Consider the following 25164-nt stretch of genomic DNA (forward strand, 5'->3'; position numbering starts at 1 on the left):
CTCCTTCAGTTCTTCGACAGGTAGTCGGCGAGCGCCTTCAGCTGCTCGTCGGAATAGCCGCGGGCAATGCGGCCCATGATGGTGGAGGGGCGTTTGTCGGTCTTGAAGTCGAGCAGCGCCTGGTGGAGCGTCGCCGCGTCGCCGCCATGGATCGGCGGCATGGTCGGCGAGACATAGCTCTGGCTGCCATGGCAGACATTGCAGGTCTGGGCCGCAAAGGCGGTGTCGCTGGGGGTGGTGGGTTTCTGCTGGGCTGCGGCAGGCAGGGTCGCTGCAGCCAGAATGGCGGCCAGGCCCCAGGGCGAGACACGACGCGGCATGATCTTCCTCCCGTATCAGTCCTGCGGGCAGGATAGGCAGGTGCCGTCAGTTCAGCAAATGATTTTGTTAAAATCCACAATCAACACTGCACAGGTGTTTTTAATCCGCATGCGGCTGGTCGCGGACCCGGATCAGGTCCCGATGCCGCAGAATGTGCGGGCCTGCACCAGTTCGCCGTTTTTCTGCCAGCCGGCCTCTGCCAGGGCGACGAAGACCTCGGCGATATCCTCCGGTGCCGGCAGGGCGGCCGGGTCCTCGCCCGGGAAGGCTTCGGCCCGCATCCTGGTGCGGGTGCCGCCCGGATTGACCAGATTCACCCGGATGCTGGTCTGCTCGCATTCCCGGGCATAGCCCAGCACCATGGCCTCCAGCGCCGCCTTCGAGGCGGCATAGGCACCCCAGTAGGCGCGGATGTCGCGGGCCACCGTGGAGGTGACGAAGATGGCGCGGCCGGCCGGCGAGGCGAACAGCAGCGGGTGCACCGCGCGGATCAGCCGCTGGTTGGCATGCACGTTCAGGCGGAACACCTTCTCCCACAGGTCGGGCGGGAACTGGTGCAGCGGCGTCATGCGGCCGAACATGCCGGCATTGCCGACCACGATGTCGAGGCGGCCGAAGCGCTCGAACAGCGGCGCGGCAAGGCCGTCGATCATCTGCGGCTTGTCGAGGTCGAGCGGCACCAGCGTGGCACTGCCGCCCAGCGCCTTGATCTCGTCGTCCAGCTCCTCCAGCGCGCCGGTGGTGCGGGCAACGCAGACCACATGGGCGCCCTCGGCAGCGTAACGCTTGGCGATGGCGGCACCGATGCCGCGGCTGGCGCCGGTGATCAGCGCAATCCGGTCTTTCAGACGCATGATACTTCCGTATGTGTTGTTAGCCGGTTTCGGCAAGCAGGGTCAGCTGGCGCGGGCCGCGGGTGGAGCGGGCCACCTCGTCGGTCAGGCCGATCGGATAGCTGCCCGAGAAGCAGGCATCGCAGAAGGCCGGTTTGGCTGCATCGCGGGCCGGCTGGCCCATGGCGCGGTAGAGACCGTCCATGGACAGGAAGGCAAGGCTGTCGGCCTTGATGAACTTTGTCATCTCCTCGACCGTATGGGTGGCTGCCAGCAGCTTGCTGCGCTCCGGCGTGTCGACGCCGTAGAAGCAGCTGTGGGTGGTCGGCGGCGAGGCGATGCGCATGTGTACCTCTTTTGCGCCGGCCTCGCGCACCATCTCGACGATCTTGGTCGAGGTGGTGCCGCGCACGATGGAATCGTCCACCAGGATCACCCGCTTGCCCTCGATATAGGCGCGGTTGGCATTGTGCTTCAGCTTGACGCCCAGATGGCGGATCTGGTCGGTCGGCTCGATGAAGGTGCGGCCGACATAGTGGTTGCGGATGATGCCGAGCTCGAAGGGGATGCCGCTCTCGGCGGCATAGCCGATGGCCGCCGGCACGCCGCTGTCGGGGACCGGGATCACCACGTCGGCCGGCACGCCGTTCTCGCGGGCCAGTTCGGCACCGATGCGCTTGCGCGCCTCGTAGACGCTGAGCCCCTCGACCTGAGAATCCGGCCGGGCAAAATAGATGTATTCGAAGATGCAGAAGCGGCGCGGTACCTTCGGGAAGGGATGCAGCGAATGGATGCCATCGTCGTCGATGACGATCAGTTCGCCAGGCTCGACATCGCGCACGAACTCGGCCCCCAGGATATCGAGTGCGCAGGTTTCGGAGGCGAGGATCGGCGCCCCCTTGAGATTGCCCAGCACCAGCGGCCGCACGCCCCAGGGGTCGCGCACGCCGATCAGCTTCTTCGGCGTCAGCGCCACCAGCGCATAGGCGCCCTCGATCTGCAGCAGGGCGTCGACGATGCGGTCGACCACGCTGGTCTTGCGGCTCAGTGCCACCAGATGGGTGATGACCTCGGTGTCCATGGTGGACTGGAAGATGCTGCCCTTGGCAACAAGGTCGTCGCGGATCGCCCGCGCATTGGTCAGGTTGCCGTTATGGGCCAGCGCGATGCCGCCCAGCTCGAGATCGGCGTAGATCGGCTGCACGTTGCGCAGCAGGGTGCCGCCCGAGGTGGAGTAGCGCACATGGCCGATGGCGCGGTCGCCGGGCAGGTCGCGGATCACCTTCTCGGACGAGAAGTTCGGCGCCACATGGCCCAGCGCCCGGTGGCTGTTGAAGCGGCCCTCGTGGAAGGCGACGATGCCGGCGGCCTCCTGGCCGCGATGCTGCAGGGCATGCAGGCCGAGCACGGTGTTGGCGGCGGCATCGATCGAGCCGAACATGCCGAAGATGCCGCATTCCTCATGCAGCTTGTCGTCGTCGAACGGATTGGTCAGCATTCCTGGCGGCTCCATCGCGCAACCGGCTGGTGACGGCTGCGGCTTCAAGGCTTGTCCCGATCCTTGATCAGGCTTTCGATGCCCCGGCGTTCCTCGGTCTTATAGCCGGTTTGCGGCGGCGAGTCAGCGCCATCGGCCGGTCTTTGCGGCTGGTCCGGCGACCGGTAGGTCGGCACCGGGGCCGTCTGGCGGGCCGGCACCGCCGGCTTTTCCGCCGGCCGGCCGGGACTGAGCTGCCGCATCACCAGATCCATGCCCCAGGTGTAACCCAGCACCGCCAGCGGCCGGGTGCGGGCCTCCAGCAGCCAGACCGGCTGGGTCGGCGGCGGTATCAGGCGGTCCGCCGCCCACCAGGCGATCACCACGATCAGGGCACCGCGGGCCAGTCCGAACAGGAAACCGAGGCTGCGATCCACGGCCGAAACCGCCGAGGCACGCACCTGCTCGGAAATCCAGTGGGTTGCCAGCGAGCACAGGATCAGGGTCGGCAGGAACAGGGCGGCGCCGGCCGCGATCAGGTACAGATACAGGTTGTCGATATAGGACCGGGCGATGCCTTCGGCAACCGGGAAGAACATGATGGTCACCGCCACCGCGATCACCCAGCCGGCGATGCCCAGCACCTCCTTGACGAAGCCGCGGAACAGCGCCAGCAGGCCCGACAGCAGCAGGACGGCGATCACCACCAGGTCGACGGGGTTGACGGGCAGGGCGGACATGCCTCAGTCCTCCGCCCCGGTCCAGCCGGACCGGTCGCGGCCGGCGGCGGCGCGTTTCGCGGCGGCGCGGGCGGCGGGGAACAGTTCGACCAGTTCGTTCAGGCGCATCAACTCGCTCGTTCCGATGCCCTTGACCTTGCTCTTTGCCCCGGCCGGCATCACCGCATGCTCGAAGCCCAGCTTGGCGGCCTCTTTCAGCCGCGCTTCGCCCTGGCTGACCGGGCGCACCTCGCCGGCGAGGCTGATCTCGCCGAAAAACACCGTCCGCTCCGGGGCGGGGGTATCGGCCAGTGCCGACAGCAGGGCGGCGGCAACGGCCAGATCGGCGGCCGGTTCGACGACTCTCAGTCCCCCGGCGACATTCAGGTAGACGTCGCAGCCGGAGTAGCGCAACCCGCAGCGCGCGTCCAGCACGGCCAGCACCATGGCCAGCCGTCCGGTATCCCAGCCGACCACGGTGCGGCGCGGGGTCGCCAGCGGCGAGGGGGCGACCAGGGCCTGGATCTCGACCAGCAGCGGCCGGGTGCCTTCCATGCCCGCGAAAATGGCAGAGCCCGCCACCGGTTCGCCTTTTCCGGCGTCGGAGCGGCCGAGGAACAGGGCCGAGGGATTCGGCACTTCCGAAAGGCCGCCATCGGTCATGCTGAACACGCCGATCTCGTCGGTGGCGCCGAAGCGGTTCTTCACGGCGCGCAGGATGCGGAACTGGTGGCCGCGCTCGCCCTCGAAATACAGCACGGTGTCGACCATATGCTCGACCACGCGCGGGCCGGCGATCTGGCCGTCCTTGGTGACATGGCCGACCAGGAAGACGGTGGCATTCGACTGCTTGGCGACCCGGATCAGTTCATGGGCGCAGGCGCGCACCTGGTTCACCGTGCCGGGCGCGCTCTCGATATTGTCGGCGAAAATGGTCTGGATCGAATCGATCACAATCACCGAGGGGGCGCCTTTCGCCTGCGACATGGCGGCATCGATACCGGCGAGGATGTCGCGCAGGGAATTGGCGGCTGCCAGCATGACCGGCGCATCGGCGAGCCCCAGCCGCTGGGCGCGCAGGCCGATCTGGGCGACGGCCTCTTCGCCGGAGACATAGAGGGCCGTGGTGCCCTTGCGGGCCAGCACGGCCACCGCCTGCAGCAGCAGGGTGGATTTGCCGATGCCGGGATCGCCGCCGATCAGGATGGCCGAGCCCGGCACCAGCCCGCCGCCCAGCACGCGGTCGAATTCGGCAATGCCGGTGAGATTCCGCGCCACGCTGTCGGGCTGGCCGCTGAGGCTGGCAAAACTGATTGCCTTGCCCCTGCCGGAAGACAGCCCCTTGGGAACGGCGGTCTTCGGGGCTTCCTCGGCCAGGGTGTTCCACTCGCCGCAGGCATCGCAGCGGCCCTGCCATTTGCGGTAGGCGGCGCCGCAGGACTGGCAGACAAAGGATGCCGACTCCCGTGCCATTTACGGCTTCAGCACTTCCATCTTGATCGGGCCCTCGGCGCGACCATGAATGAACTGGTCGACATAGTCGTTGCCGGAATGGTCGACATCGGCCGCCGGGCCCTGCCAGATGATGCGGCCCTTGTAGATCATCGCGATGTAGTCGGCGATCTTGCGCGCGCTGGCCATGTCGTGGGTGATGCTCAGCGTGGTGGCGCCCAGCTTCTGCACGCAGGAGACGATCAGGTTGTTGATGACGTCGGCCATGATCGGGTCGAGGCCGGTGGTCGGCTCGTCGAAGAAGATGATCTCCGGCTCGGCGGCGATGGCGCGGGCAAGGGCAACGCGCTTCTGCATGCCACCCGACAGCTCGGCCGGCGACAATTCGCCGACCTCGGGGCCCAGCCCGACCTGGCCCAGTTTGTCGAGTGCGATCTGCCGGGCCTGGTCGCGTGCCATGTTGCGGCCCTGGATCAGGCCGAAGGCGACGTTTTCCCAGACCTTCAGGCTGTCGAACAGGGCAGAGCCCTGGAACAGCATGCCGAACTTGCGCAGGGCGGCCTCGCGCTGGCCGGCATTGAATTTCATCGAATCCTGACCGTCGATCAGGATCTGGCCCTGTTCGGGGCGGATCAGGCCGAGCACGCATTTCAGCATCACCGACTTGCCGGTGCCCGAGCCGCCGATCACCACCAGCGATTTGCCGCGCGGCACTTCGAGGTCGATGCCGTCCAGCACCACCTTCTTGCCGAAGCGCTTGTGCACGCCCTTCAGGGCTATCTTGGCGTCGCTGCTCATTTGCCCGAGAAGAAGAGTTCGGTGACGAAGTAGTTCGCCACGAGGATCAGGATCGAGGCCGAGACGACGGCATCGGTGGTGGCGCGGCCGACGCCCTGGGCGCCGCCCTTCGAATGGAAGCCGTGATAGCAGCCCATCAGTGCGATGATGAAGCCGAAAACCGAAGCCTTCACCAGGCCGGAGATCACGTCGGTCGCCTCGAGGAAGTCGTAGGTGTTCTTCAGATAGATCGCCTGGTTGAAACCGAGCTTCTGGGTGCTGACCAGATAGCCGCCCATCACGCCGATGATGTCGGCCACCAGGATCAGGGCCGGCAGGGTGACCACGCCGGCAATCATGCGCGGCGCCACCAGGTATTTGTAGGGGTTGGTCGACAGGGTGGTCAGCGCGTCGATCTGTTCGGTCACCCGCATCGTGCCGATTTCGGCGGCCATGGCCGAGGCAACCCGGCCGGCGACCATCAGGCCGCCCAGCACCGGGCCGAGCTCGCGGGTGATGCCCAGCACGACGATCCACGCCACCGCGCTTTCCGCATTCAGGCGCGACGAGCCGAGATAGATCTGCAGCGCCAGCACCATGCCGGTGAACAGCGCGGTCAGGCCGACCACCGGCAGCGAGTAATAGCCGATCACCATCATCTGCCGGCCGATCAGCCGCAGATAGACCGGTGGCGCGAAGGCATGGCGCACGCCGTTGAAGGTGAACAGCGAGACCCGGCCGATGGCGGCGAGGAAATCGAGGAAGACGCGGCCGACGACGGCAACCGGGTTCATGCGCCGGCCCCCGTGGCGCCCGTACCGGCATAGATGCGGCGGTAGCGGTGGCCGAGCTGGGTCAGCAGCTCATAGGCGTTGGTGCGTGCGGCTTCGGCCTGGTCGTCGATATCGACGCCGCCGCCCAGCAGGCTGACGGCGGTGCCCGGCAGGCAGTCTTCCGGCGCAAGCGCGGAGACGTCCAGCGTGATCAGATCCATGGAGACCCGACCCGCGAGAGGAACTCTGACATGGCCCTGCCGACCCCTGATGACGGCGCTGCCCCGACCGGAGAGCGCACGAGAGAACCCGTCTGCGTAACCGACCGCCACGGTGGCAATTCGGCTCGGTTTTTCAACGATATAGCCGGCACCGTAGCCAACGGTCTGGCCCCTGTCAACGGAACGGACCTGGAGGATTTTCCCTTGCAGGTGAACCACTTCCGACATCCGCGCGGCCCTGTGGCGGGGTGTGTCGCCCGGGCCCAGCGGATTGGCCCCGTATAACCCGATTCCCGGGCGCAGGATGTCGTGGTGATAGCCGGTGCCGAGGAAGATGCCGGCGGAGTTGGTCAGGCTGCCCTTCAGTCCCGGGAAACGGGCCCGCCAGGCCGCGAAGCGGTCGCGCTGGGCGGGATTGTGCGGGTTGTCCGCTTCCTCGGCGCAGGCGAGATGGGTCATCACGAAGTCCAGCGCGATGCCTTCCAGGCGGGACGGATCGTCGGCGACGGCTGCGGCCTCGGCATCGGTCAGGCCGAGCCGGTTCATGCCGGTGTCGATATGCAGGGCCGCGGGCAGGGCGCGGCCGAGCCGCCGGGCCTCCGCCGCCCAGGCGGCGATCTGGCCGGGCGTGGACAGGACGGGGCTGAGGCCGGCCGCCGCGATGTCGGGCTCCGCGCCGGGCGCCGGACCATGCAGGATATGGATCGCGGCATCGGGCAGCACCTTGCGCAGGTCCAGCGCCTCGGTGGTATGGGCAACGAAGAACCGGCGGCATCCGGCCCGCCAGAGGGCGGGGCCGGCCATCGCCGCGCCGGTGCCATAGGCATCGGCCTTCAGGATGCCGGCGCATTCACTGCCCGGCGCCATCGCCGCAAGGCGGCGCCAGTTGGCGACCAGCGCGTCGAGGTCGATGCTGAGAATCGCCTGGTCGCCGAATTCCGTCATGGCCGCTGTTTAGCCCAGCCGCCGGCAAAGGAACAGGCCTGAAATCCTTCGGGCTTGCGGTTTCCGGCCCTTGGCGCCAGATTGGGGTCATGTGGGGATAGGCCACGGAAGAGGGCGATTGTCACCGTTGCGGCGGCTGCCGGCAGGCAGCCACGGCGACTCGTCCGAGGGTTTGATGTCCGAGTCCGTTTCTTCCCCCGCCACCGGCAGGATATTCCGCCGTCTGTCCGGCAACCCCTATCTGCTGCTGGTGCTGACCATGGCCATGTGGGGCGGCCATTCGGTGGTCAGCCGTCTGGCCGTGGGCGAGATTTCGCCGGCCTCGCTGACCTGCCTGCGCTGGCTGGTGGTCTCCAGCCTGATGTTTTCGCTCACCTGGCGCGGCCTGCGCGCGCACTGGCCGGTGCTGCGGCCGCGGCTCGGCTATCTGGCGCTGATGGGCACGCTGGGCTACACGGCCTATAACACGCTGCTTTACTGGTCGGCGCATACCACCACCGCCATCAATATCAGCATCATCAACGCCGCCATGCCGGCGCTGATCTTCGCCGGCGCGCTGCTGATGTTCGGCCAGCGCGTGCTGCCGCTGCAATGGGTCGGCATGATCGTGTCGATGGCCGGGGTGGTGATCACGGCGGCGAAGGGCGATCTGTCGACGCTGGTGAATCTCAGCGTCAATCGCGGCGACATCCTGATCCTGATCGCCACCATTCTCTATGCCGGCTATTCGGTGCTGCTGCGCAGCCGGCCGGCGGTGCCCAGCCTGGTCTTCTTCGCCGCGATGGCGCCGGCCGCGGCGATCTCGTCGATCCTGCTGCTGGGCGTCGAGATCGCTGCCGGCGAGTTCTTCTGGCCGAGCTGGAAGGGCTGGCTGGTGCTGGTCTTCGTGGCGATCTTTCCGTCGCTGCTGTCGCAGATCTTTTTCATCCGTGCCGTCGAGCTGATCGGCGCCGGCCGGGCCGGGTTGTTCACCAACCTGATGCCGCTGTTCGGTGCCGGCTTCGCCATGCTGATCCTCGGCGAGGTGCTGGCACCATTCCATGTCGTGGCGCTGGTGCTGGTGATCGGCGGCATCCTGCTGGCCGAATTGCGGCGGCGCTAGCAGGCCGGAACAGGCGGGGCCACGCGGGACGCGGCCCCGCCGCCGGTCGATGCCGGCGATCAGTGCTTGCGCATGTCGTGGCCGGGGCCGCCCATCATGCTGCCCATGCCGCCGCCCATGCGGGCGAAAAGCAGGTCGGCGGTCTTCCGCTGCTCCGGCGACAGGGCGCCGTAGAGCGGCTTGTAGGCGGCGAGAAAGCGCTCGCTGTCGGCGAGGGCGGCCTTCATGAGCATGGTGCGGCGTTCCATCCGCTCGACCGAGCTGTCCGGCCGGTCGGCGCGGACGGCTGTCATGCGCGCCTGCATGTCTTTGGCGCCGGCGCGCATCTCGCCGGCCAGCCGGTCGAACAGCGGCTGCTGCGTGGCGGTCAGCTTCAGTTCGGTCTGCAGGAAGGCGATGCGGCCTTCGATGAACTGCCCGGGCATGGCGCGGTTCGCATGGGGGCGTGCGGGCTGGCCGGGCTGCGCATCAGCGGCCGGCGAAGACTGGGCCCGGGCGGGCTGGGCCTGGGCGGAGGGCAGGCCGGCGGCGAGGCCGGCAGTGCCCAGCGAGGTCGCCATCAGGGCGGCGGCAAGCAACGGACGGGATTTGATCATGGCGGTCTCCTTCGGGTGAGGCGGCGGGGCGGTGCAGCCTGCTGCTGCACCGCCCTCGCCACATTCTCACGGGAGGCGGCCGGCTTTCCTGCGCGGCAGGGCCTAGGCGCCGTCGCCGGTCAGTTCGGGCAGGTCGCCGGTGCTGTCGGGCAGGGCCGGCATGGAATCGCCGGCGATACTGTCCAGAGACAGCAGCGGGACCAGCCGGTCGTCGACATTGGCGATGCCATCCACCAGACGCGACGACCAGTTGTCGGTTTCGTCCGGCCGGGTGACCGTGCTGCCGTCGACCGACACGATGTCCGACACGCTGTCGACCAGCAGGCCGACCGGCTTGCCATGCACGGTGGCAACCACGATCACGTTCTGGGCCGTCGGTTCCGGGGTCGGCTTGCCGAGGATGCGGCGGGCATCGAAGACCGGCAGCACATTGCCGCGCAGATTGATGATGCCGAGGCAGCTCGGATCGGTGTTCGGCAGTGGCGATACCGGCGACCAGCCGCGGATTTCCTGGATCTTCAGCAGCGGCAGGGCGTAACTCTGGTCGCCGACATTGATCAGCAGTGCGTCGTAGCGGTCCATGGCTCAGAATTCCCGCCAGTCGGCATCGGCGGCCGGCGCGGTCTGGCCGGTCTGCTTCATGGCCGGGGCCGGTTTCGCCTTCGCCGCACCCTGCGGCTGGGCCTTGGCCGGGCCGGGGCGCAGCGGCGTGACCTCGGCCGTGCGGGTCGCGGCAGCCGGTTTGCCGGTATTGCCGGTGCGGAAGAAGCCGACCAGCTGGGCCAACTGGCCCGCCTGTTCGGACAAGGCCTGGGCCGAGGCCGAGGTCTCTTCCACCAGGGCGCCGTTGCGCTGGGTCATCTCGTCCATCGAGCCGACCGCGGTGTTGATCTGCTCGAGGCCGGTGGCCTGCTCGCGGCTGGCCGCGGCGATCTCGGCGACGATGTCCGAGACCTTTTTCACGGCGCCGACGATCTCGGTGAGTGTCTCCCCGGCTTGGCCGACCAGCTTGCCGCCCTCGCGGACCTGGCCGTTCGACTGGGTGATCAGCGCCTTGATGTCCTTCGACGCATTGGCCGAACGCTGCGCGAGAGCCCGCACTTCCTGGGCCACCACCGCAAAGCCCTTGCCGGCCTCGCCGGCACGGGCTGCCTCGACCGAGGCGTTCAGCGCCAGCAGGTTGGTCTGGAAGGCGATTTCGTCGATCAGGCCGACGATGTCGCTGATCTTGCCGGCCGAACCCTCGATCTGGTTCATCGCCGTGACCACGTCGCCCATCACATGGCCGCCCTTGTCGGCAGCGTCGCGGGCCACGCTTGCCAGCTGGCTGGCGGCCTGGGCGTTGTCGGCATTCTGCTTCACCGTGGTGGTGATCTCGTGCATGGAGGCGGCCGTCTCCTCGATCGAGGCAGCCTGGCTTTCCGTGCGCTGCGCCAGGTCCTGACTGCCGGTCGAGATTTCCGCCGAGGCATCGCGCACCGCGGCGGCGCTCTCGTTCAGCTTGCCGGCGAAGTCACGCAGCTTGTCGGACATGCCGTTGACGCCGTCCTTCAGGTTGCCGAACACGCCCTGGTAGCTGCCGGTGACCTTGCGGGTCAGGTCGCCCTGGGCCATGCCGCCGGTCACCGTGGCGAGTTCGCCGGTGATGTTCTGCAGCATGCCGGTCAGGCCGTTCAGCCGCTGGCTGATGGTCAGCAGGAACCCTTCCTTGTCGGTTTCGTTCAGGCGGGTGTCCAGATCGCCGGCGGCAGCCTTGTCGCAGAGCGCGGAGATCTCCTCGATGGCCTTGCGCTCGCGCGTCTCGCGGGCGGCGCGCTGCTCCTCGGCCGTGCGGCGCTGCTCGGCAATATCGGCCTCGGCCTTCTCGCGGGCGATCATGTTGTCCTTGAACACCTGCACGGTCTTGGCCATGGTGCCGATCTCGTCCTTGCGGGCGGTGCCGTCGATGGCGGTGGCAGTGTTGCCGTCGGCAAGGTTCTGCATGGTGCCGGCCAGGCGGTTGATCGGACGGCTGATGGTCAGGAAGGCGATGGCAAAACCCAGGCCGACCGAGATGGCGATGGCGCTGACGGACAGGGTGATCAGCAGGGGAATCTCGTAGGCAGCAAAGGCCTCGATCTCGGCGAAAATCCGGTCAATGCCGGCATCGTTGCGCCGGGCAGCCTCTTCCAGCGAGTCGTTCAGTGCCTTGCGGTTGGCGCGGTTGGCTTCGTTGTTGCCCTGCTCGTTGGCGGCGGCCGGGCTGACCTCGGTGCCGAGCCGGGCGGTCTCGCGCCGGAACTTGATGAAATCCTCCATGACCTGGCGGCGCTCGGCAAAGGCGGCGCGGCGCTCGGGCGGGATGGTGGCCTCGTATTGCGGGATCAGCTTCTCCATCTCGGCGAGGCTGGCGGTCATACCCTTGGCGAAGCGGGCGGCGGCCTCGCTGTCCTTCGACATGTAGACGCCGCGGGAATCCATCACCACGGCGTTGACCAGCCCGTCGATCTTCAGGGCGTAGATCGAGCGCCGGGCCACACTCTTCAGTTCGTAGGTCTTGGCCGACAGGGTGGTGACGGCATCGTAGCCGATTGCACCGACGGCACCGATGCCCAGCGCCGCAATCAGCAGCACGATGGCGATGCGGGTACCGATTTTCAGGTTGTTCAGGATGCCCATGACGCTCACTCCGGTTCGGGGCGCCGTGTGGCGCCGCTGGTTGGATGAGCAAATTGGTATTGTTTCGCAGCCGCCTACGGGAGTGTGTTTCCGGTAACCTTATGAAATGTAAACCCTTGGGAAAACGGGGCTTCCGGCAGGGGGCAGGCGGTCGGGCAGGGCAGGAACAACCGGAGGGATGCGTGCCGGCTCAGTAGGCTTCCGGCAGGTGGTCGGCGGCGACATGGTCGCCGAAGCGGGTGAAGGCGCTCTCGAAATGCAGGACCACGCGGCCGATCGGGCCGTGACGCTGCTTGCCGATGATCACCTCGGCCAGGTTCTGGATGCGGTCCATCTTTTCCTGCCAGGCGACATGCTCGGGCGTGCCCTCGGAGGGCTGCTTGCGCATCTCGTAATACTCCTCGCGGAACACGAACATGACGACGTCGGCATCCTGCTCGATGGCGCCCGATTCACGCAGGTCCGACAGCTGCGGCCGCTTGTCGTCGCGGCTTTCCACCGCGCGGCTGAGCTGGGAGAGGGCGATCACCGGCACGTTCAGGTCCTTGGCCAGCGCCTTCAGCGCCTGGGTGACCTCGGAGATTTCCTGCACGCGGTTGTCGTTGCGGCGCGAATTGGCACCGCGCACCAGCTGCAGATAGTCGACCACGATCATGCCGATATTGTGGGTGCGTTTCAGCCGGCGGGCGCGGCTGCGCAGCAGCGCGATGGAAATCGCGCCGGTATCGTCGATGAAGAAGGGGATCTGTTCCAGCAGCCGGCTCTTGGGCACGATCTCGCGGGTGAATTCGTCGTCGGTGATCTCACCGCGGCGCAGCCGTTCCGACTGGATGCGGGTCTGCTCCGAGAGAATACGGGTGGCGAGCTGCTCGGCCGACATTTCCAGGCTGAAGAAGGCAACCGGCGCGCCCTCGGCGCCATCGGTCTCGAAATACTTCTTGGCGGCATTGAAGGCCATGTTGGTGACCAGCGCCGTCTTGCCCATCGAGGGGCGGCCGGCAAGGATGATCAGGTCCGAGGCATGCATGCCGCCGAGCATGCGGTCCATGTCCTTCAGGCCGGTGGTCACGCCGCTGAGGCCGCCTTTCTGCCAGGCCGACTGCACGGATTCGATCGACTGGCGGATCGAATCGCGGAACGAGACGAAACCGCCATCCGAGCGGCCCTCGTCGGCCAGCTTGAACAGCCGCTGCTCGGTTTCCTCGACCTGGTCGGTGGCGGGCTCCTCGACCTTGGGGTCGTAGGCGCGGTTGACCATGTCTTCGCCGATGCTGATCAGTTCGCGGCGCAGCGCCAGGTCATGGATCACCTTGGCGTAATCCTCGGCGTTGATCACCGTGGTGGCGGCGGCGGCCAGCCGGGCCAGATAGGCCGGGCCGCCGGCCTTGGCGATCACCTCGTCGCGCTCGAAATAGGCCTTCAGGGTGACCGGATTGGCGATTTCGCCGCGCTCGATCAGGGTCAGGGCCGCCTCGTAGATGCGGCGATGGGCCTCGTGGAAGAAATGCGTCGCCAGCAGGAAGCCCGACACCTTCATCGCCGCGTCGTTGTTGACGAGGATGGCGCCCAGCAGCTCCTGCTCGGCATCGAGGTTATGGGGCTGGATGCGGAAGCTGGGTTCGGGGGTGCCGGAAGCGGTGGCCTGGTCGTTGGCGGAGGGTGTTGAGAAAGGGCTCACCACGGCCATGGCGGATTTCTTCCCGGTTCGAGCTTCGTGTCAGGCGGTCCGTGACGGCGCGGCGACAGTTTTATGGCATCGCGACGTGGCGGGGCGGCATTAACAGCCAAGCGGCGCCACACTTCCAGTCCCAGATTTCTGTTGACGGGACATTATCCACCGGATTTTCGCTGGGGGTAAGTCGCCTGTCTAAGTCGGTGTTGCAGCAGCGATTTCCGGCCGCGCAAAAAACTCATCCACAGACCCTGTCCGAATGGACAGGAAAACGAATCGGGCCGGCATCGCTGCCGGCCCGCTCGGTACAGTCGGTAGGCTGTCGCTGGCGGCCGTATCTCTGCCGATACGGCGGCGACAGTCAGGCCTCGGCGGCCTCGTCCTCGTCCTCGTCGGCCGCCTCGGCCTCGTCGCCCTCGAGGGCGACGCCCTCGTCGAGCAGGCTCTCGGCATTCACCTGTGCCTCGGCCTCGGCCTCGGAGCGGGCGACATTCACCTTCACCTCGGTGCTGACCTCGGCATGCAGCACGACCTTCACGGCATACACGCCAACCATCTTGATCGGGCTGGACAGCACGATCTGGTTGCGGTTGACGCTGAAGCCCGCGGCGGTGACAGCTTCCGCGATGTCGCGGGCGCTGACCGAGCCGTAGAGCTGGCCGCTGTCGCCGGCCTGGCGCAGCAGGGCGACCGCAGTGCCCTCCATCTTGGCGGCAACCTTCTCGGCCTCGCCCTTCTTGGCCAGGTTCTGCGCCTCGAGCTGGGCGCGCTGGGTTTCAAACACGGCCCTGTTGGCATCGGTGGCCCGCAGCGCCTTCTTGCGCGGCAGCAGGAAGTTCCGGGCGTAGCCGTCCTTCACCTTCACCACATCGCCCATCTGGCCGAGATTTTCGACACGTTCGAGCAAAATCACTTGCATCAGTTGTTCTCCCGGTCGGTTCCGGTCCCGGCGAGGTGCCGGCGGAAACCCGCCCATTCTTCGATCAGTCCAAGGATGACCATCAGCACGACAATCAAGGCGCCCAGCTGGCCAACCACCAAAGCCGCGTAGAAGGCGGCCAAAAGCAAACCCGGCATGGCGGTCTTGGCCGCCAGGCCATGCACCACCGCCAGCCCCTGCAACAGGTAGGGGAAGGCGAGAACCGTCGTCATCGTGATGGCCGCGAAGGCGGCGTCGCGCGGCAGCACGACAATCGCCAGGGCGGCCACCGCCAGCAGAACCACCAGGAAACGCGGCAGTGCCAGCGCGCGGTATTGCGGGCTGGGGCGGCGGTTCTGCTTCAGCATCACCGCCATGCCCTGGGCCAGCACCCCGTTGAGGACCATCGCCACCAGCCAGCCGAAGGTCATCGCCGACGGCAGCAGCGGCGCCAGATAGGCCGCGATATCCGCCGCATCGACACCCTTGCCGGCCAGCTCGGGGATGGCCTGCTGGAAGGCGACCAGCATCTTCTCGACGGCCGGCTGGATGGTGCCGGGCAGGCCGCCCTCGTTGCCGGCAGTCACCAGCAGCGCGAGGACGAACAGGCCGGCAGCCCAGCCGGACAGCCAGAGCACCAGCCGGCCCGCCGGATACCATTCCAGCGCGCCGGATACCGGCTCGGCTTCCGGACCCGCTTCCCCGGCCGGCCGGGCCAGCAGTGCCTGCCGGACCAGGATCGCGGACGGGGCCGCGAAAAAGGCCAGGAAGATCGCACTGGTGGCCGGACCGCTGAGGCCGCTGACCGCCGTGCCTACCGCGCCGGCGATGCCCACGGCGAGCACGCCATGGGTCAGGCCGGCCAGCAGCAGCGGCAGTGGCGCCAGATAGGAGAGCACGAAGCCGAGCAGACCGTGGGCCACGGTCAGCGTCAGCACCGCACTCGCCAGGCCGGCAAGGCCACCGATGATCAGGCTGCGGGTCATATCCGGGGTTCCCTCACGCGACCGTCGGCTGACGGCCGCTCAGGACCTTACTTGATGACGAAGGGCAGCAGCGCCAGGTTGCGCGCGCGCTTGATGGCCTGGGCCAGTTCGCGCTGCTTCTTGGCGGATACTGCGGTGATGCGCGAGGGCACGATCTTGCCGCGTTCGGAAATGAACCGCGACAGCAGCTTCGTGTCCTTGTAGTCGATCTTCGGCGCATTGGCGCCCGAGAACGGGCAGGTCTTGCGGCGCCGGAAGAACGGGCGGCGGGTGGCCGGACGGCCGCCGGCAGCGGGCTTGGAACCAAAGCTCGACATCAGTTGGCCTCCGCAGAGTTGGAGTCATCACGCTCGAAACGCGGGCGGCGCTCGCCGCGATCACCGCGATCACCGCGGTCGCCACGGTCACCGCGATCGCGGTCGCCGAAGCGCGGACGGTCGCCGCGATCCGGGCGGTCGTCGCGGCCCTTGTTCAGCAGCATGGCGGACGGGCCTTCCTCGAGGGCCTCGACGCGCACCGTCAGGTAGCGCAGCAGATCCTCGTGGATGCGCATGTTGCGCTCCAGCTCGGCAATGGCAGCGCCACTGGCCGAGATGTTCAGGAGCACGTAATGCCCCTTCTTGTTCTTCTTGATGCGGTAGCTGAGATTGCGCAGGCCCCACTGCTCGGTCTTGGTGACCTCGCCGCCCTGGCCTTTGATGATCTCGCTGAATTGCGCAACCATGGCCTCGACCTGGGCGGTCGAGACGTCCTGGCGCGCGATGAATACGTTCTCGTAGAACGCCATCGGCAGCTCTCCTTCTGGCTTTTGCGGCCCGGCGGCGGCACCCCATGTGCCGACGGATCGGACCTAGCCGGGGCCCCGGGAAAGTCTCTCGGGAACACCCAGCAAGGAGCTATGTGAGGGCGCGGACTATAGCGATTTTCCCTCCCTTGGCAATATGGGCCGGCGGCCCGGCCCCGGGGATGCCGGAGAGGCCTTGAAACTGGCAGATGTACGCTATATGTTCATATTCATCGGGCTTCTGGTCCCAAATCGCCATGCGCGCACTGCTATCACTGATGGCGCCGGCGGTCTGCAGCGGTCACCAGCGGTCAGAAACGGTCCCGGCCGGTCACTGGCGGTCACCAGCGGTCGCCAGCGGTCCGTAACGGTCACCAGCGGTCCGTAACGGTCACCAGCGGTTCGCGGCGGTCAGCAAAGGAGAGGGTCATGGCATCGTTCTGTATTCGCGGCCTGCCCGAAGAGGCACGGACCCTGCTGCGTCTGCGGGCGGCCTGGAACGGCCGCTCCATGGAAGCGGAATTGCGGGCGATCCTGATGGCTGCCCTGCTGCCGGCCCGGCGCGGCCTGCCGGCGGTGGACGGTCCGGCGGTGGACAGTCCGGCGGGCGACGGGTATCCGGACCGTCGCTGACACGGACCCGCACCCGCACCATGACCCTGACAGGCTATCTCGCCGCCGACGGCTTCGACGCCCAGCTCCGCCACGAACTGGCGGGGCATGTGGTCGCCGAACACGGCCGCCTGCTGCTGGCCGATGCCGTGATCGATGCCGCCTGGGCTGCCAACACCTGGTTCGACGTACAGGAAATCGCCATTGAATCGATTGGCGATGCCGCCGCGAAGCTGAAGGCGATCCAGCGCAACTGGGCTGCCTATGCGCCGCTGCACCATCGCCGGGCGAAACTGATCGCCGAAAAGCTGCCGCATGTCTCGGCGAAGCCGCCGGTTTTCGCGGCGCCGGTGCCGGCGGCGCCGCTGGGCAGTTTCACATTGCTGGCGCCGGACCGCATGCTGCATGCGGCGCATTGCGCGTCGCCCATGCCCCATGGCGAATGGCGCTTCGTCGAGGATCGCGAGGGACCCCCCAGCCGCGCCTATCTGAAATTCCAGGAAGCCCTGACCCGCCATGCGCTGGAGCATGGTGGCGGTGTGCCCGGCGGCCTGCCGCAGCCGGGCCAGACCTGTCTCGATCTCGGCGCCTCGCCGGGCGGCTGGACCTGGGTGCTGGCGAAGCTGGGTGCCACGGTCACCGCCGTCGACAAGGCGCCGCTGGCACCGGCCGTCGCGGCGATACCGGGCGTGACCTGGCAGCAGGGCAGTGCCTTCGCGCTGGACCCGGCGGCCTTCGGTGCCGTCGACTGGCTGTGTTCCGACGTGATCTGCTATCCGGCGCGGCTGCTGGCGCTGGTGCAGCGCTGGCTGGCCACCGGACAGGTGCGCAATGCCGTCTGCACCCTGAAATTCCAGGGCGAAACCGACCACGAGACGGCGCGCGCCTTCGCCGCCATCCCGGGCAGCCGGCTGCGCCACATGCACAACAACAAGCACGAACTGAGCTGGCTGTGGCGCCGGCCGGAATGACGGACGGTGGCGGCCTCAGTCCCGGCGTGGCTGCTGGGCGATCACGCCATACCAGCCCAGGCCGTCATAGGTTTCGTAGCCGATGGTGCGGGCGAAGGCGACCAGCGAGCCGTCCGCGGCATAGTAATAGCCGCGGTCCTTGCCGCCGTGGTCGAGCGTGAAGGTCTGGTACAGGTCCTTGCCGTCGGAGGCGGCGATGATGCGCCGGCCGGCATCGAGCAGCAGCACGCGGGTGCGTTTCCATTCCTCGTCGCTCAGCGAGGGTTCGTCGTGGACGATGCTGCGGCCCTGCTTGTCCCAGTCGAAGACGACGCCCAGCACGCCGAGCGGGGCGCCGTAGATCTCGCCGCCCGCCCGGACCGCGGCAGCGTAGATCGCCACCGCCTTGTTGTCGTGGCTGGCGCTCTGGCTGATGTCGTCGACGATATAGTCGTCGCCACTGGCCGACTGCATCGCGGCCTGGAACCATTTGGTGCGGGCGACCGAGGCCTTGGCGACGCGCGGGAAGAGTTTCGGGTTCGAGGTGGCGACGACGCGGCCCTGGGCGTCGGCCAGCACGAGATTCAGGTACACGGTGTAGAAGCGGTTGATCATGCCGAGCCGCTCGCCGGCGCGGGCCAGCAGTTCATCGGAGGGTTCCTGCAGGGCGCGCCACATGGCATCGTCGGTGGCCCACCAGCGGCAGTCGCAGGTGCGCTCATACAGGTTGCGCACGATCAGCTGCACCATGGTCTGCGCCATGTCGGTCAGGCGCGGGCCTTCGAGGTCCTTGACGATCTGGCCGACGATCTGTTCGGCGGCGCGTTTGGAATCGGTGATGCGGGTCAGCACCACCTCGCGGAAGCGCTTGGAGTTGGTCGAGGCCTGGTTGGCCAGCGCCTTCACCTCCTGGGCGACCACGGCGAAGCTGCGGCCGACTTCGCCGGCGCGGGCCGCCTCGATCGAGGCGTTCAGCGACAGCAGGGTGGTCTGGAAGGCGATCTCCTCGTTGGTGGCACCGAACTGCTGCACATCCTGTTCGATGTCGTCGATGAGCTTGTGAACCTGCAGATGATGCATCTGGGTCGTCATGGTCTGGCTCTGTTATCTTTAAGTCCGGCGAGAACGGTTGGGGATATTGTCTGCACGAAACATGCCGCACACGGAAGGATTGCGGGAAACCCTTGTTGTTCTGTGCGTTATTGTGGCCGGCCGGGGAAGAGCGGGGCAGGGCACCGGCTTCTGTTCCACGGGTGCAGCAGGCTGTGGCGGTTTCCGGAATCTCCGGCATGGGCTGCCCAATAAATGGGCTGGGTGCGTGCAGAATCCGGCCAGAAAACAGGCAGTGCATGCTCGTTCCGTGATCTTCCAACCGGTCCCGGCCCGACTTATGTGAGGATGGACCATGCTCAGGATACCGATGGAGTGACCATGCAGACCCGGACAGAACGCGATGCCTTCGGCACCATCGAGGTGGCCGCCGAGCGCTACTGGGGCGCCCAGACCCAGCGGGCCCTGCAGCTGTTTCGCATCGGCAGCGAGCGGCTGCCGCCGGCGCTGGTGCAGGCGATCGGCCTGCAGAAGCTGGCCGCCGCGCGGGCCAATGCGAAGCTTGGCGAATTGCCGGCCGACCTGGCCGAGGCGGTCCAGCAGGCGGCCCGCGAGGTCTGGGAAGGAAAGTTCGACGCGCATTTCCCGCTGCCGGTCTGGCAGATCGGATCGGGCACCGCCACCAACATGAATGCCAACGAGGTGATCGCCAACCGCGCCAACGATCTGCTCGGCCAGCCGCTTGGCACCAAGGCGCCGGTGCATCCCAACGACCATGTCAACCGCGGCCAGTCGTCCAACGACACCTTCCCGACGGTGATGCATATCGTCACCGTGCTGGAGCTGAAGCACCGGCTGATCCCGGCGCTGGAAGGCCTGCAGCGCCAGCTGGCCGCCAAGGCGGCGGGCTGGAGCGAGCTGGTGAAGATCGCCCGCACCCACCTGCAGGACGCCGTGCCGATGACGCTCGGCCAGGGGTTCGGCGCCATGGCCCGCCAGGTCGAGCTGGCCGGCGCCCGCATCCATGATGTCCTGCCGCGGCTGTATCCGGTGGCGCAGGGCGGCACGGCGGTCGGCACCGGGCTGAACGCCAGGAAGGGTTTCGATACGGCCTTCGCCGCCGAGCTGGCCGATCTCAGCGGCCTGCCTTTTGTTGCCAACCCGAACAAGTTCGAGGGCATGGGCGCCCATGACGCGCTGGTGGAGGCCAGCGGTGCGCTGAACACGGTGGCCGTTTCGCTGGCCAAGATCGCCAACGACATCCGCTTCCTCGGCTCGGGGCCGCGGGCGGGTCTGGGCGAGCTGCTGCTGCCCCATGACGGCCTGACCTCGTCGATCATGCCGGGCAAGCGCAATCCCACCCTGGCCGAGGCGATGCTGCAGGTCTGCTACCAGGTGATGGGCAACCATGTGACGGTGACCCATGCGGCGGCGGCGGGGCATTTCGAGCTGAATGTGGCCAAGCCGGTGATCGTGCACAACATCCTGCAGGCGATCACCCTGCTGAGCGATGCCGCCACCGCCTTCGGCACCGACATGGTGGCCGGCATCACCGCCAACACCGCCACGCTGCAGCGCAACGTGGAGCATTCGATCATGCTGGCCACCGCGCTGAACCCGCATCTGGGCTACGACCGGGTGGCGAAGATCGTCAACAAGGCCTTTGCCGACGGCACCAGTCCGAAACAGGCGGCCATCGATCTCGGCCTGCTGACCGCGGAGGAATACGACCGGCTGGCCGACCCCCACCGCATGCTGGGGCCGGCGGACTGACGGGGGCGGTAACGTTGCGGTGATGTTTTAATGGTAGTCCGGTTCCACTGCGGATTGTGCTAGGCTTGCCCCAAGCCGCCGGCACAGGGTGGCGCAGGGGTGGGAGAACGAGATGCTTGGCTACGCGTTTGCCGCGATTGTCCTGTTCGCGGCCGGTACCATGGCCTGGTACTACGTCTATGACCGCTGGATCCAGCGCGACCACGCGATCCGGCGCAACTTCCCGATCTATGGCCGTTTCCGCTATGTCATGGAGAATCTGGGCGAGTATTTCCGCCAGTACTGGTTCACGGCAGACTGGGAGGAACGCCCGTTCAACCGCCTGACCCGCGCCTGGGTCTATCGCTCGGCCAAGGGCGTCTCCAACTACATCGCCTTCGGTTCCGAGGTCGATGCCCAGCAGCCCGGCCACATCTATTTCCTGCATTCCGCCTTTCCGGTGAATGACGAGGAGGCCGAGGCCTATACCGGCAAGTGGATCGGCAAGGACATCGTGCGCCATCCCTACAAGCCGAAGAGCTTCTTCAACATTTCCGGCATGTCCTACGGCGCGCTGTCCTCGGCGGCCGTTACCGCGCTGTCGGAAGGCGCGGCGATGGCCGGCATGTGGCTCGATACCGGCGAGGGCGGCCTGTCGCCCTACCACCTGAAGGCCGGCTGCGACATCTGCTTCCAGATCGGCACCGCCAAATACGGCGTGCGCGACAAGGACGGCAATCTCGACGAGGAGAAGCTGCGCAAGATTGCCGCCATCGAACAGGTGCGGATGTTCTGCATCAAGCTGAGCCAGGGCGCCAAGCCCGGCCGCGGCGGCATCCTGCCGGCCTCGAAGGTCACCCCCGAAATTGCCGAGATCCGCGGCATCGAGCCGGGCAAGCCGTCCAACTCACCGAGCCGGCATCACGACATCACCGACATCCCGACCCTGGTTGCCCTGATCAACCGGGTGCGGCGGACCACCCAGAAACCGGTCGGCATCAAGATGGCGGTCGGCAGCTATGAATTCGTCGACGAGTTTTTCGGCTACCTGCAGCAATGCCCGGACGATGCGCCGGACTTCGTCCAGATCGACGGTGCCGAGGGCGGGACCGGCGCCGCGCCGGCGCCGCTGGCCGATTATGTCGGCCAGTCGATCGTGCAGGCACTGCCTTACGTGGCCCAGCGTCTGCGTGACTATGGCCTGCGCAACCGCATCCGTCTGGTCGCCTCGGGCAAGCTGCTGACGCCAGACAAGGTGGCCTGGGCGATCTGCATGGGTGCCGATTTCGTTGTCTCGGCGCGCGGCTTCATGTTCGCGCTGGGCTGCATCCAGGCAATGAAATGCAACACCGGCCACTGCCCGACCGGCGTGACCTCGAATGATCCGCGGTTCATGCGCGGCCTCGATCCGGCGCGCAAGGGTGTGCGGGTGGCCAACTATGCCCAGGCCGTTCGACACGATGTCGAGGCCATCGCCCATGCCTGTGGCTGCAAGTCGGTGCGCGAACTGAAGGGCCAGCATGTGCGCGTGAACGGCGGCGATCTTATCCTGTAAGCGTGCCGGCGATGGCGGCCGGGTCGACCTTGAGGCCGATGCCGCTGAGTTTCCGCCGCGATGCCTCGCGCAGCAGCCAGCACAGGATATCCGCTGCGGCATCATGGCCGAGGCCGTCGCCATGGATGTTGGAGATGCAGTTGCGCTCGGAATCGCGCCGGCCCGGCTGCGGCGCCCAGGTGAGATAGACGCCGAGGCTGTCGGCCGCCGTCAGGCCGGGTCGCTCGCCGACCAGAACGGCGATGCAGGCGGCCCCCAGTGCCGCGCCGATCTCGTCGCCGAGGGCCACGCGCGCCTGTGCCGCCAGCACCACGGGCGCCAGACGCAGGCCGCCCAGCCGCGCCCGACAGGCCCGCAGCAGCGGCACGGCATGGGCCTCGACCGCGCGGGCCGACAGTCCGTCGGCCACCACGAAGGCGATGTCCCAGTCGCTCCGGGCAGCTTCCAGCACCGGCAGGCTTTCGGGCACGAGGCGCCGGCCGAGATCCGGGCGCCTGAGGAACGTGGCACGGTCCGGCGCCCGGCTGTGCACGGCAATGCAGTCCCACGGCGCCAGCGCGGCAGCCAGCGCGGCGAAGTCGGCAGCGCCATGCACGGCATCGCGGGCACGGCTGTGGGCCGCCTGGAATTCGAGCTGTGCCGAAGTCGGCAGCGCATCGCCGCTGCGGCCCAGGCCGATACGGGCGCGGGTGGCGGCACGCCAGCGCGACCAGGGGTCGTCGGCCGGTGTCGTCACGCCAGCCCCATGGCGGTCAGGCGCTTCACGGCGCTGCTGCCATCTGCGGGCGGCGGCAGGCGGCCGGCTGCGTCCAGCAGGCCCATGCGGCCGAGCCAGGCCTCGAATTCCGGTGCCGGCTTCAGGCCCAGCAGATGCCGCAGGCCCAGCACGTCGTGATACGACAGGCTTTGGTAATTCAGCATCACGTCATCGGCGCCCGGCACGGCGATCAGGAAATTCACGCCGGCATTGCCCAGCAGGGTCATCAGGCTGTCCATGTCGTCCTGGTCGGCCTCGGCATGGTTGGTGTAGCAGACATCGACCCCCATCGGCAGGCCGAGCAGCTTGCCGCAGCAATGGTCTTCCAGCCCGGCACGGATGATCTGCTTGGCGTCGTAGAGATATTCCGGACCGATGAAGCCGACGACCGTATTGACCAGCAGCGGCCGGAATGCCCGCGCCACCGCATAGGCCCGCACCTCCAGGGTCTGCTGGTCGACACCGTGATGGGCATCGGCCGACAGGGCGCTGCCCTGGCCGGTCTCGAAATACATCACGTTGTCGCCAACACTGCCGCGTTTCAGCGACCGGCCGGCATCATGGGCCTCGCGCAGCAGCGCGAGATCGACGCCGAAGCCGCGATTGGCGGCTTCGGTGCCGGCAATGGACTGGAACACCAGATCGACCGGCGCGCCGCGCTCGATCATCTGCAGCGTCGCCGTGACATGGGCCAGCACGCAGCTTTGTGCGGGGATGTCGAACCGCTGCCGCACGCCGTCCAGCAGGTCCAGCAGGCGGATGCCGTCGGGTACGCTGTCGCTGGCCGGGTTGATGCCGATCACGGCATCGCCCATGCCGTAGAGCAGGCCATCGAGCAGGGCGGCGGCGATGCCCTCGGGGTCATCCGTCGGGTGATTGGGCTGCAGCCGGGCGGCCAGCCGCCCTTCAAGTCCGACCGTGCTGCGGAAGGCCGTTACCACCCGGCATTTCGCCGCCACCGCGATCAGGTCCTGGTTGCGCATCAGCTTGGAAACCGCCGCCACCATTTCCGGCGTCAGGCCCGGCGCCAGCGCGGCCAGCGCCTCCGTGTTGGCGGCATAGGACAGCAGCCAGTCGCGAAAGCCGCCCACGGTGAGATGCGAGACGGGGGCGAAGGCGGCGGCATCGTGGCTGTCGGCGATCAGCCGGGTCACCTCGTCCTGTTCGTAGGGGATCACGGCTTCGCCGAGAAAAGTTTTCAGCGGCAGGTCGGCCAGCGCCATTTTCGCCGCCACGCGCTGTTCGTCGCTTTCCGCCGCAATGCCGGCCAGCTGGTCGCCCGAGCGCAGCGGCGTGGCGCAGGCCAGCAGCGTCTTCAGGTCGTCGAACCGGTAGCGGGTACCGTTCAGGCTGTGGGTATAGGCGGTCATGATGCTCCGGTCGGTTGCCGGGACGGAACAGCAAAAAGCATACCAGAGAATTGGTCCATTGGTCACGACCGTTGCCTGCAGGATTGCCATCGCCCAAGCTGTCTGCCTGGTATCGGAAAGGGAGTGGAACCATGGATCTGGGACTGAAGGGCAGGCGCGTGGTGGTCGCCGGCGGCAGCCGTGGCATCGGCCGGTCGATTGCGCTGGGCTTTGCTGCCGAAGGTGCCGACGTGTCGATCTGTGCCCGTTCCGAAAGCGGCCTGCGCCAGACCGAGGCAGAACTGACGGCGCTGGGCGTGAAGACCCATGCCGCGCCCTGCGATCTCGGTGACGGCGATGCCGTGCGCGGCTATGTCGAGGCGGCGGCCGCGGCCCTCGGCGGCATCGACATCCTGATCAACAATGCCTCCGGTTTCGGCCGCACCGACGACGAGGCCGGCTGGGCCGCCTCCATCAATGTCGATCTGATGGGCAGCGTGCGTGCCTCGCATGCCGCCATCCCGCATATCGAAAAGGCCGGCGGCGGCGCCATCCTGCATATTTCGTCGATTTCCGGCCTTGCCGCCAATGCACGCACGCCGCCCTATGGCGCCGTGAAGGCGGCACTGATCCAGTACACCATGACCCAGGCGGCGGCGCTGGCGGCGAAGAATATCCGGGTCAACTGCGTGGCGCCGGGCTCGATCGAATTCCCCGGTGGCGTCTGGGACCAGGCGAAGCAGGGCAATCCGAAACTCTACAATGCCATCCTTGGCGGCATCCCCTTCGGCCGCATGGGCCGGCCCGAGGAAGTGGCCAACCTGGTGCTGTTCCTGTGCTCGCAGGCAGGCAGCTGGATCACCGGCCAGACCGTTGCCGTCGACGGCGGCCAGATGCTGTAGGC

At 67.3% G+C, this 25164-nt stretch carries 25 protein-coding genes; 6 read left to right on the forward strand and 19 right to left on the reverse strand.

Annotated features, from left to right (window positions below; translation table 11 throughout):
• Positions 1-5 precede the first annotated feature (5 nt).
• The 8 genes from ACEQZY_RS13330 to alr form a co-directional block, all read right to left on the reverse strand.
• Positions 6-320, reverse strand: coding sequence for a cytochrome c (locus tag ACEQZY_RS13330; protein WP_370155102.1), 315 nt, complete (start codon positions 318-320; stop codon positions 6-8).
• A gap of 132 nt (positions 321-452) precedes the next feature.
• Positions 453-1175 carry an SDR family NAD(P)-dependent oxidoreductase gene (locus ACEQZY_RS13335; protein ID WP_341703607.1) on the reverse strand — a complete coding sequence of 241 codons (723 nt, stop codon included), beginning with the start codon at positions 1173-1175 and terminating at the stop codon, positions 453-455.
• A gap of 19 nt (positions 1176-1194) precedes the next feature.
• Positions 1195-2652, reverse strand: coding sequence for an amidophosphoribosyltransferase (gene purF, locus ACEQZY_RS13340; protein ID WP_370155105.1), 1458 nt, complete (start codon positions 2650-2652; stop codon positions 1195-1197).
• A gap of 44 nt (positions 2653-2696) precedes the next feature.
• Complete coding sequence (locus tag ACEQZY_RS13345; RefSeq protein ID WP_370155107.1) at positions 2697-3371, reverse strand: CvpA family protein; 675 nt, start codon at positions 3369-3371, stop codon at positions 2697-2699.
• Positions 3372-3374: 3 nt separating this feature from the next.
• Positions 3375-4823, reverse strand: a complete 1449-nt coding sequence (gene radA / locus ACEQZY_RS13350) for a DNA repair protein RadA (protein WP_370155109.1) — start codon at positions 4821-4823, stop codon at positions 3375-3377.
• Positions 4824-5600 (reverse strand): ATP-binding cassette domain-containing protein, encoded by a 777-nt coding sequence (locus tag ACEQZY_RS13355; RefSeq protein WP_341703611.1) that lies wholly within the window; start codon positions 5598-5600, stop codon positions 4824-4826.
• The gene (locus ACEQZY_RS13360; protein WP_370155111.1) at positions 5597-6373 is read right to left on the reverse strand and encodes an MlaE family ABC transporter permease; all 777 of its coding nucleotides are present in this window, start codon (positions 6371-6373) and stop codon (positions 5597-5599) included. Before ACEQZY_RS13360 ends, ACEQZY_RS13355 begins: the two co-directional genes overlap by 4 nt.
• Complete coding sequence (gene alr, locus ACEQZY_RS13365; RefSeq protein ID WP_370155112.1) at positions 6370-7518, reverse strand: alanine racemase; 1149 nt, start codon at positions 7516-7518, stop codon at positions 6370-6372. Before alr ends, ACEQZY_RS13360 begins: the two co-directional genes overlap by 4 nt.
• Positions 7519-7693: 175 nt before the next feature.
• Between alr and ACEQZY_RS13370 the strand changes: the two genes are divergently transcribed.
• Positions 7694-8620, forward strand: a complete 927-nt coding sequence (locus tag ACEQZY_RS13370; protein WP_341703614.1) for a DMT family transporter — start codon at positions 7694-7696, stop codon at positions 8618-8620.
• Between the two features lie 59 nt (positions 8621-8679).
• Here the strand turns inward: ACEQZY_RS13370 and ACEQZY_RS13375 are convergent, their stop codons facing one another.
• From ACEQZY_RS13375 to rpsF, 8 genes are all read right to left on the reverse strand, one after another.
• Positions 8680-9216 (reverse strand): Spy/CpxP family protein refolding chaperone, encoded by a 537-nt coding sequence (locus tag ACEQZY_RS13375; protein WP_370155114.1) that lies wholly within the window; start codon positions 9214-9216, stop codon positions 8680-8682.
• Between the two features lie 102 nt (positions 9217-9318).
• On the reverse strand, positions 9319-9798 hold the full coding sequence (locus ACEQZY_RS13380) for a chemotaxis protein CheW (protein ID WP_341704403.1): 480 nt from the start codon (positions 9796-9798) through the stop codon (positions 9319-9321).
• A gap of 3 nt (positions 9799-9801) precedes the next feature.
• Positions 9802-11874 (reverse strand): methyl-accepting chemotaxis protein, encoded by a 2073-nt coding sequence (locus ACEQZY_RS13385; RefSeq protein WP_370155116.1) that lies wholly within the window; start codon positions 11872-11874, stop codon positions 9802-9804.
• Between the two features lie 190 nt (positions 11875-12064).
• Positions 12065-13561, reverse strand: coding sequence for a replicative DNA helicase (locus ACEQZY_RS13390; protein WP_341704401.1), 1497 nt, complete (start codon positions 13559-13561; stop codon positions 12065-12067).
• Positions 13562-13907: 346 nt separating this feature from the next.
• Positions 13908-14465, reverse strand: coding sequence for a 50S ribosomal protein L9 (gene rplI / locus ACEQZY_RS13395; protein ID WP_370155118.1), 558 nt, complete (start codon positions 14463-14465; stop codon positions 13908-13910).
• On the reverse strand, positions 14465-15451 hold the full coding sequence (locus ACEQZY_RS13400; RefSeq protein WP_370155120.1) for a DUF2232 domain-containing protein: 987 nt from the start codon (positions 15449-15451) through the stop codon (positions 14465-14467). The genes rplI and ACEQZY_RS13400 overlap by 1 nt, the downstream gene beginning before the upstream one ends.
• A 47-nt stretch (positions 15452-15498) precedes the next feature.
• Positions 15499-15768, reverse strand: a complete 270-nt coding sequence (rpsR, locus tag ACEQZY_RS13405) for a 30S ribosomal protein S18 (protein ID WP_341704398.1) — start codon at positions 15766-15768, stop codon at positions 15499-15501.
• Positions 15768-16238 (reverse strand): 30S ribosomal protein S6, encoded by a 471-nt coding sequence (rpsF, locus tag ACEQZY_RS13410; RefSeq protein WP_370155123.1) that lies wholly within the window; start codon positions 16236-16238, stop codon positions 15768-15770. Before rpsF ends, rpsR begins: the two co-directional genes overlap by 1 nt.
• 426 nt (positions 16239-16664) lie before the next feature.
• Between rpsF and ACEQZY_RS13415 the strand changes: the two genes are divergently transcribed.
• Together ACEQZY_RS13415 and ACEQZY_RS13420 are read left to right on the forward strand one after the other, a co-directional pair.
• Positions 16665-16868 (forward strand): Arc family DNA-binding protein, encoded by a 204-nt coding sequence (locus tag ACEQZY_RS13415; RefSeq protein ID WP_370155125.1) that lies wholly within the window; start codon positions 16665-16667, stop codon positions 16866-16868.
• A gap of 20 nt (positions 16869-16888) precedes the next feature.
• Positions 16889-17818 carry an SAM-dependent methyltransferase gene (locus ACEQZY_RS13420; protein ID WP_370155127.1) on the forward strand — a complete coding sequence of 310 codons (930 nt, stop codon included), beginning with the start codon at positions 16889-16891 and terminating at the stop codon, positions 17816-17818.
• Positions 17819-17833: 15 nt separating this feature from the next.
• Here the strand turns inward: ACEQZY_RS13420 and ACEQZY_RS13425 are convergent, their stop codons facing one another.
• Complete coding sequence (locus ACEQZY_RS13425) at positions 17834-18889, reverse strand: methyl-accepting chemotaxis protein (protein WP_341704394.1); 1056 nt, start codon at positions 18887-18889, stop codon at positions 17834-17836.
• Between the two features lie 339 nt (positions 18890-19228).
• Here ACEQZY_RS13425 and ACEQZY_RS13430 point away from each other — a divergent pair, with 339 nt between their 5' ends.
• Positions 19229-20620 (forward strand): class II fumarate hydratase, encoded by a 1392-nt coding sequence (locus ACEQZY_RS13430; RefSeq protein WP_370155288.1) that lies wholly within the window; start codon positions 19229-19231, stop codon positions 20618-20620.
• 112 nt (positions 20621-20732) lie between these two features.
• Complete coding sequence (locus tag ACEQZY_RS13435) at positions 20733-22154, forward strand: FMN-binding glutamate synthase family protein (RefSeq protein WP_341704393.1); 1422 nt, start codon at positions 20733-20735, stop codon at positions 22152-22154.
• On the opposite strand, the gene eutC is transcribed toward ACEQZY_RS13435, so the two are convergent.
• Positions 22144-22890, reverse strand: coding sequence for an ethanolamine ammonia-lyase subunit EutC (eutC, locus tag ACEQZY_RS13440; protein ID WP_370155131.1), 747 nt, complete (start codon positions 22888-22890; stop codon positions 22144-22146). The two genes, ACEQZY_RS13435 and eutC, sit on opposite strands and share 11 nt — an antisense overlap.
• The gene (locus tag ACEQZY_RS13445) at positions 22887-24281 is read right to left on the reverse strand and encodes an ethanolamine ammonia-lyase subunit EutB (RefSeq protein ID WP_341705249.1); all 1395 of its coding nucleotides are present in this window, start codon (positions 24279-24281) and stop codon (positions 22887-22889) included. Before ACEQZY_RS13445 ends, eutC begins: the two co-directional genes overlap by 4 nt.
• A 131-nt stretch (positions 24282-24412) precedes the next feature.
• Between ACEQZY_RS13445 and ACEQZY_RS13450 the strand changes: the two genes are divergently transcribed.
• A complete protein-coding gene (locus ACEQZY_RS13450) occupies positions 24413-25162 on the forward strand; it encodes an SDR family NAD(P)-dependent oxidoreductase (protein WP_341705250.1) in 750 nt (249 codons plus the stop codon).
• Positions 25163-25164 lie beyond the last annotated feature (2 nt).

Origin of the sequence: Ferrovibrio sp. (assembly GCF_964218355.1) — a bacterium.
Lineage (GTDB): Bacteria > Pseudomonadota > Alphaproteobacteria > Ferrovibrionales > Ferrovibrionaceae > Ferrovibrio.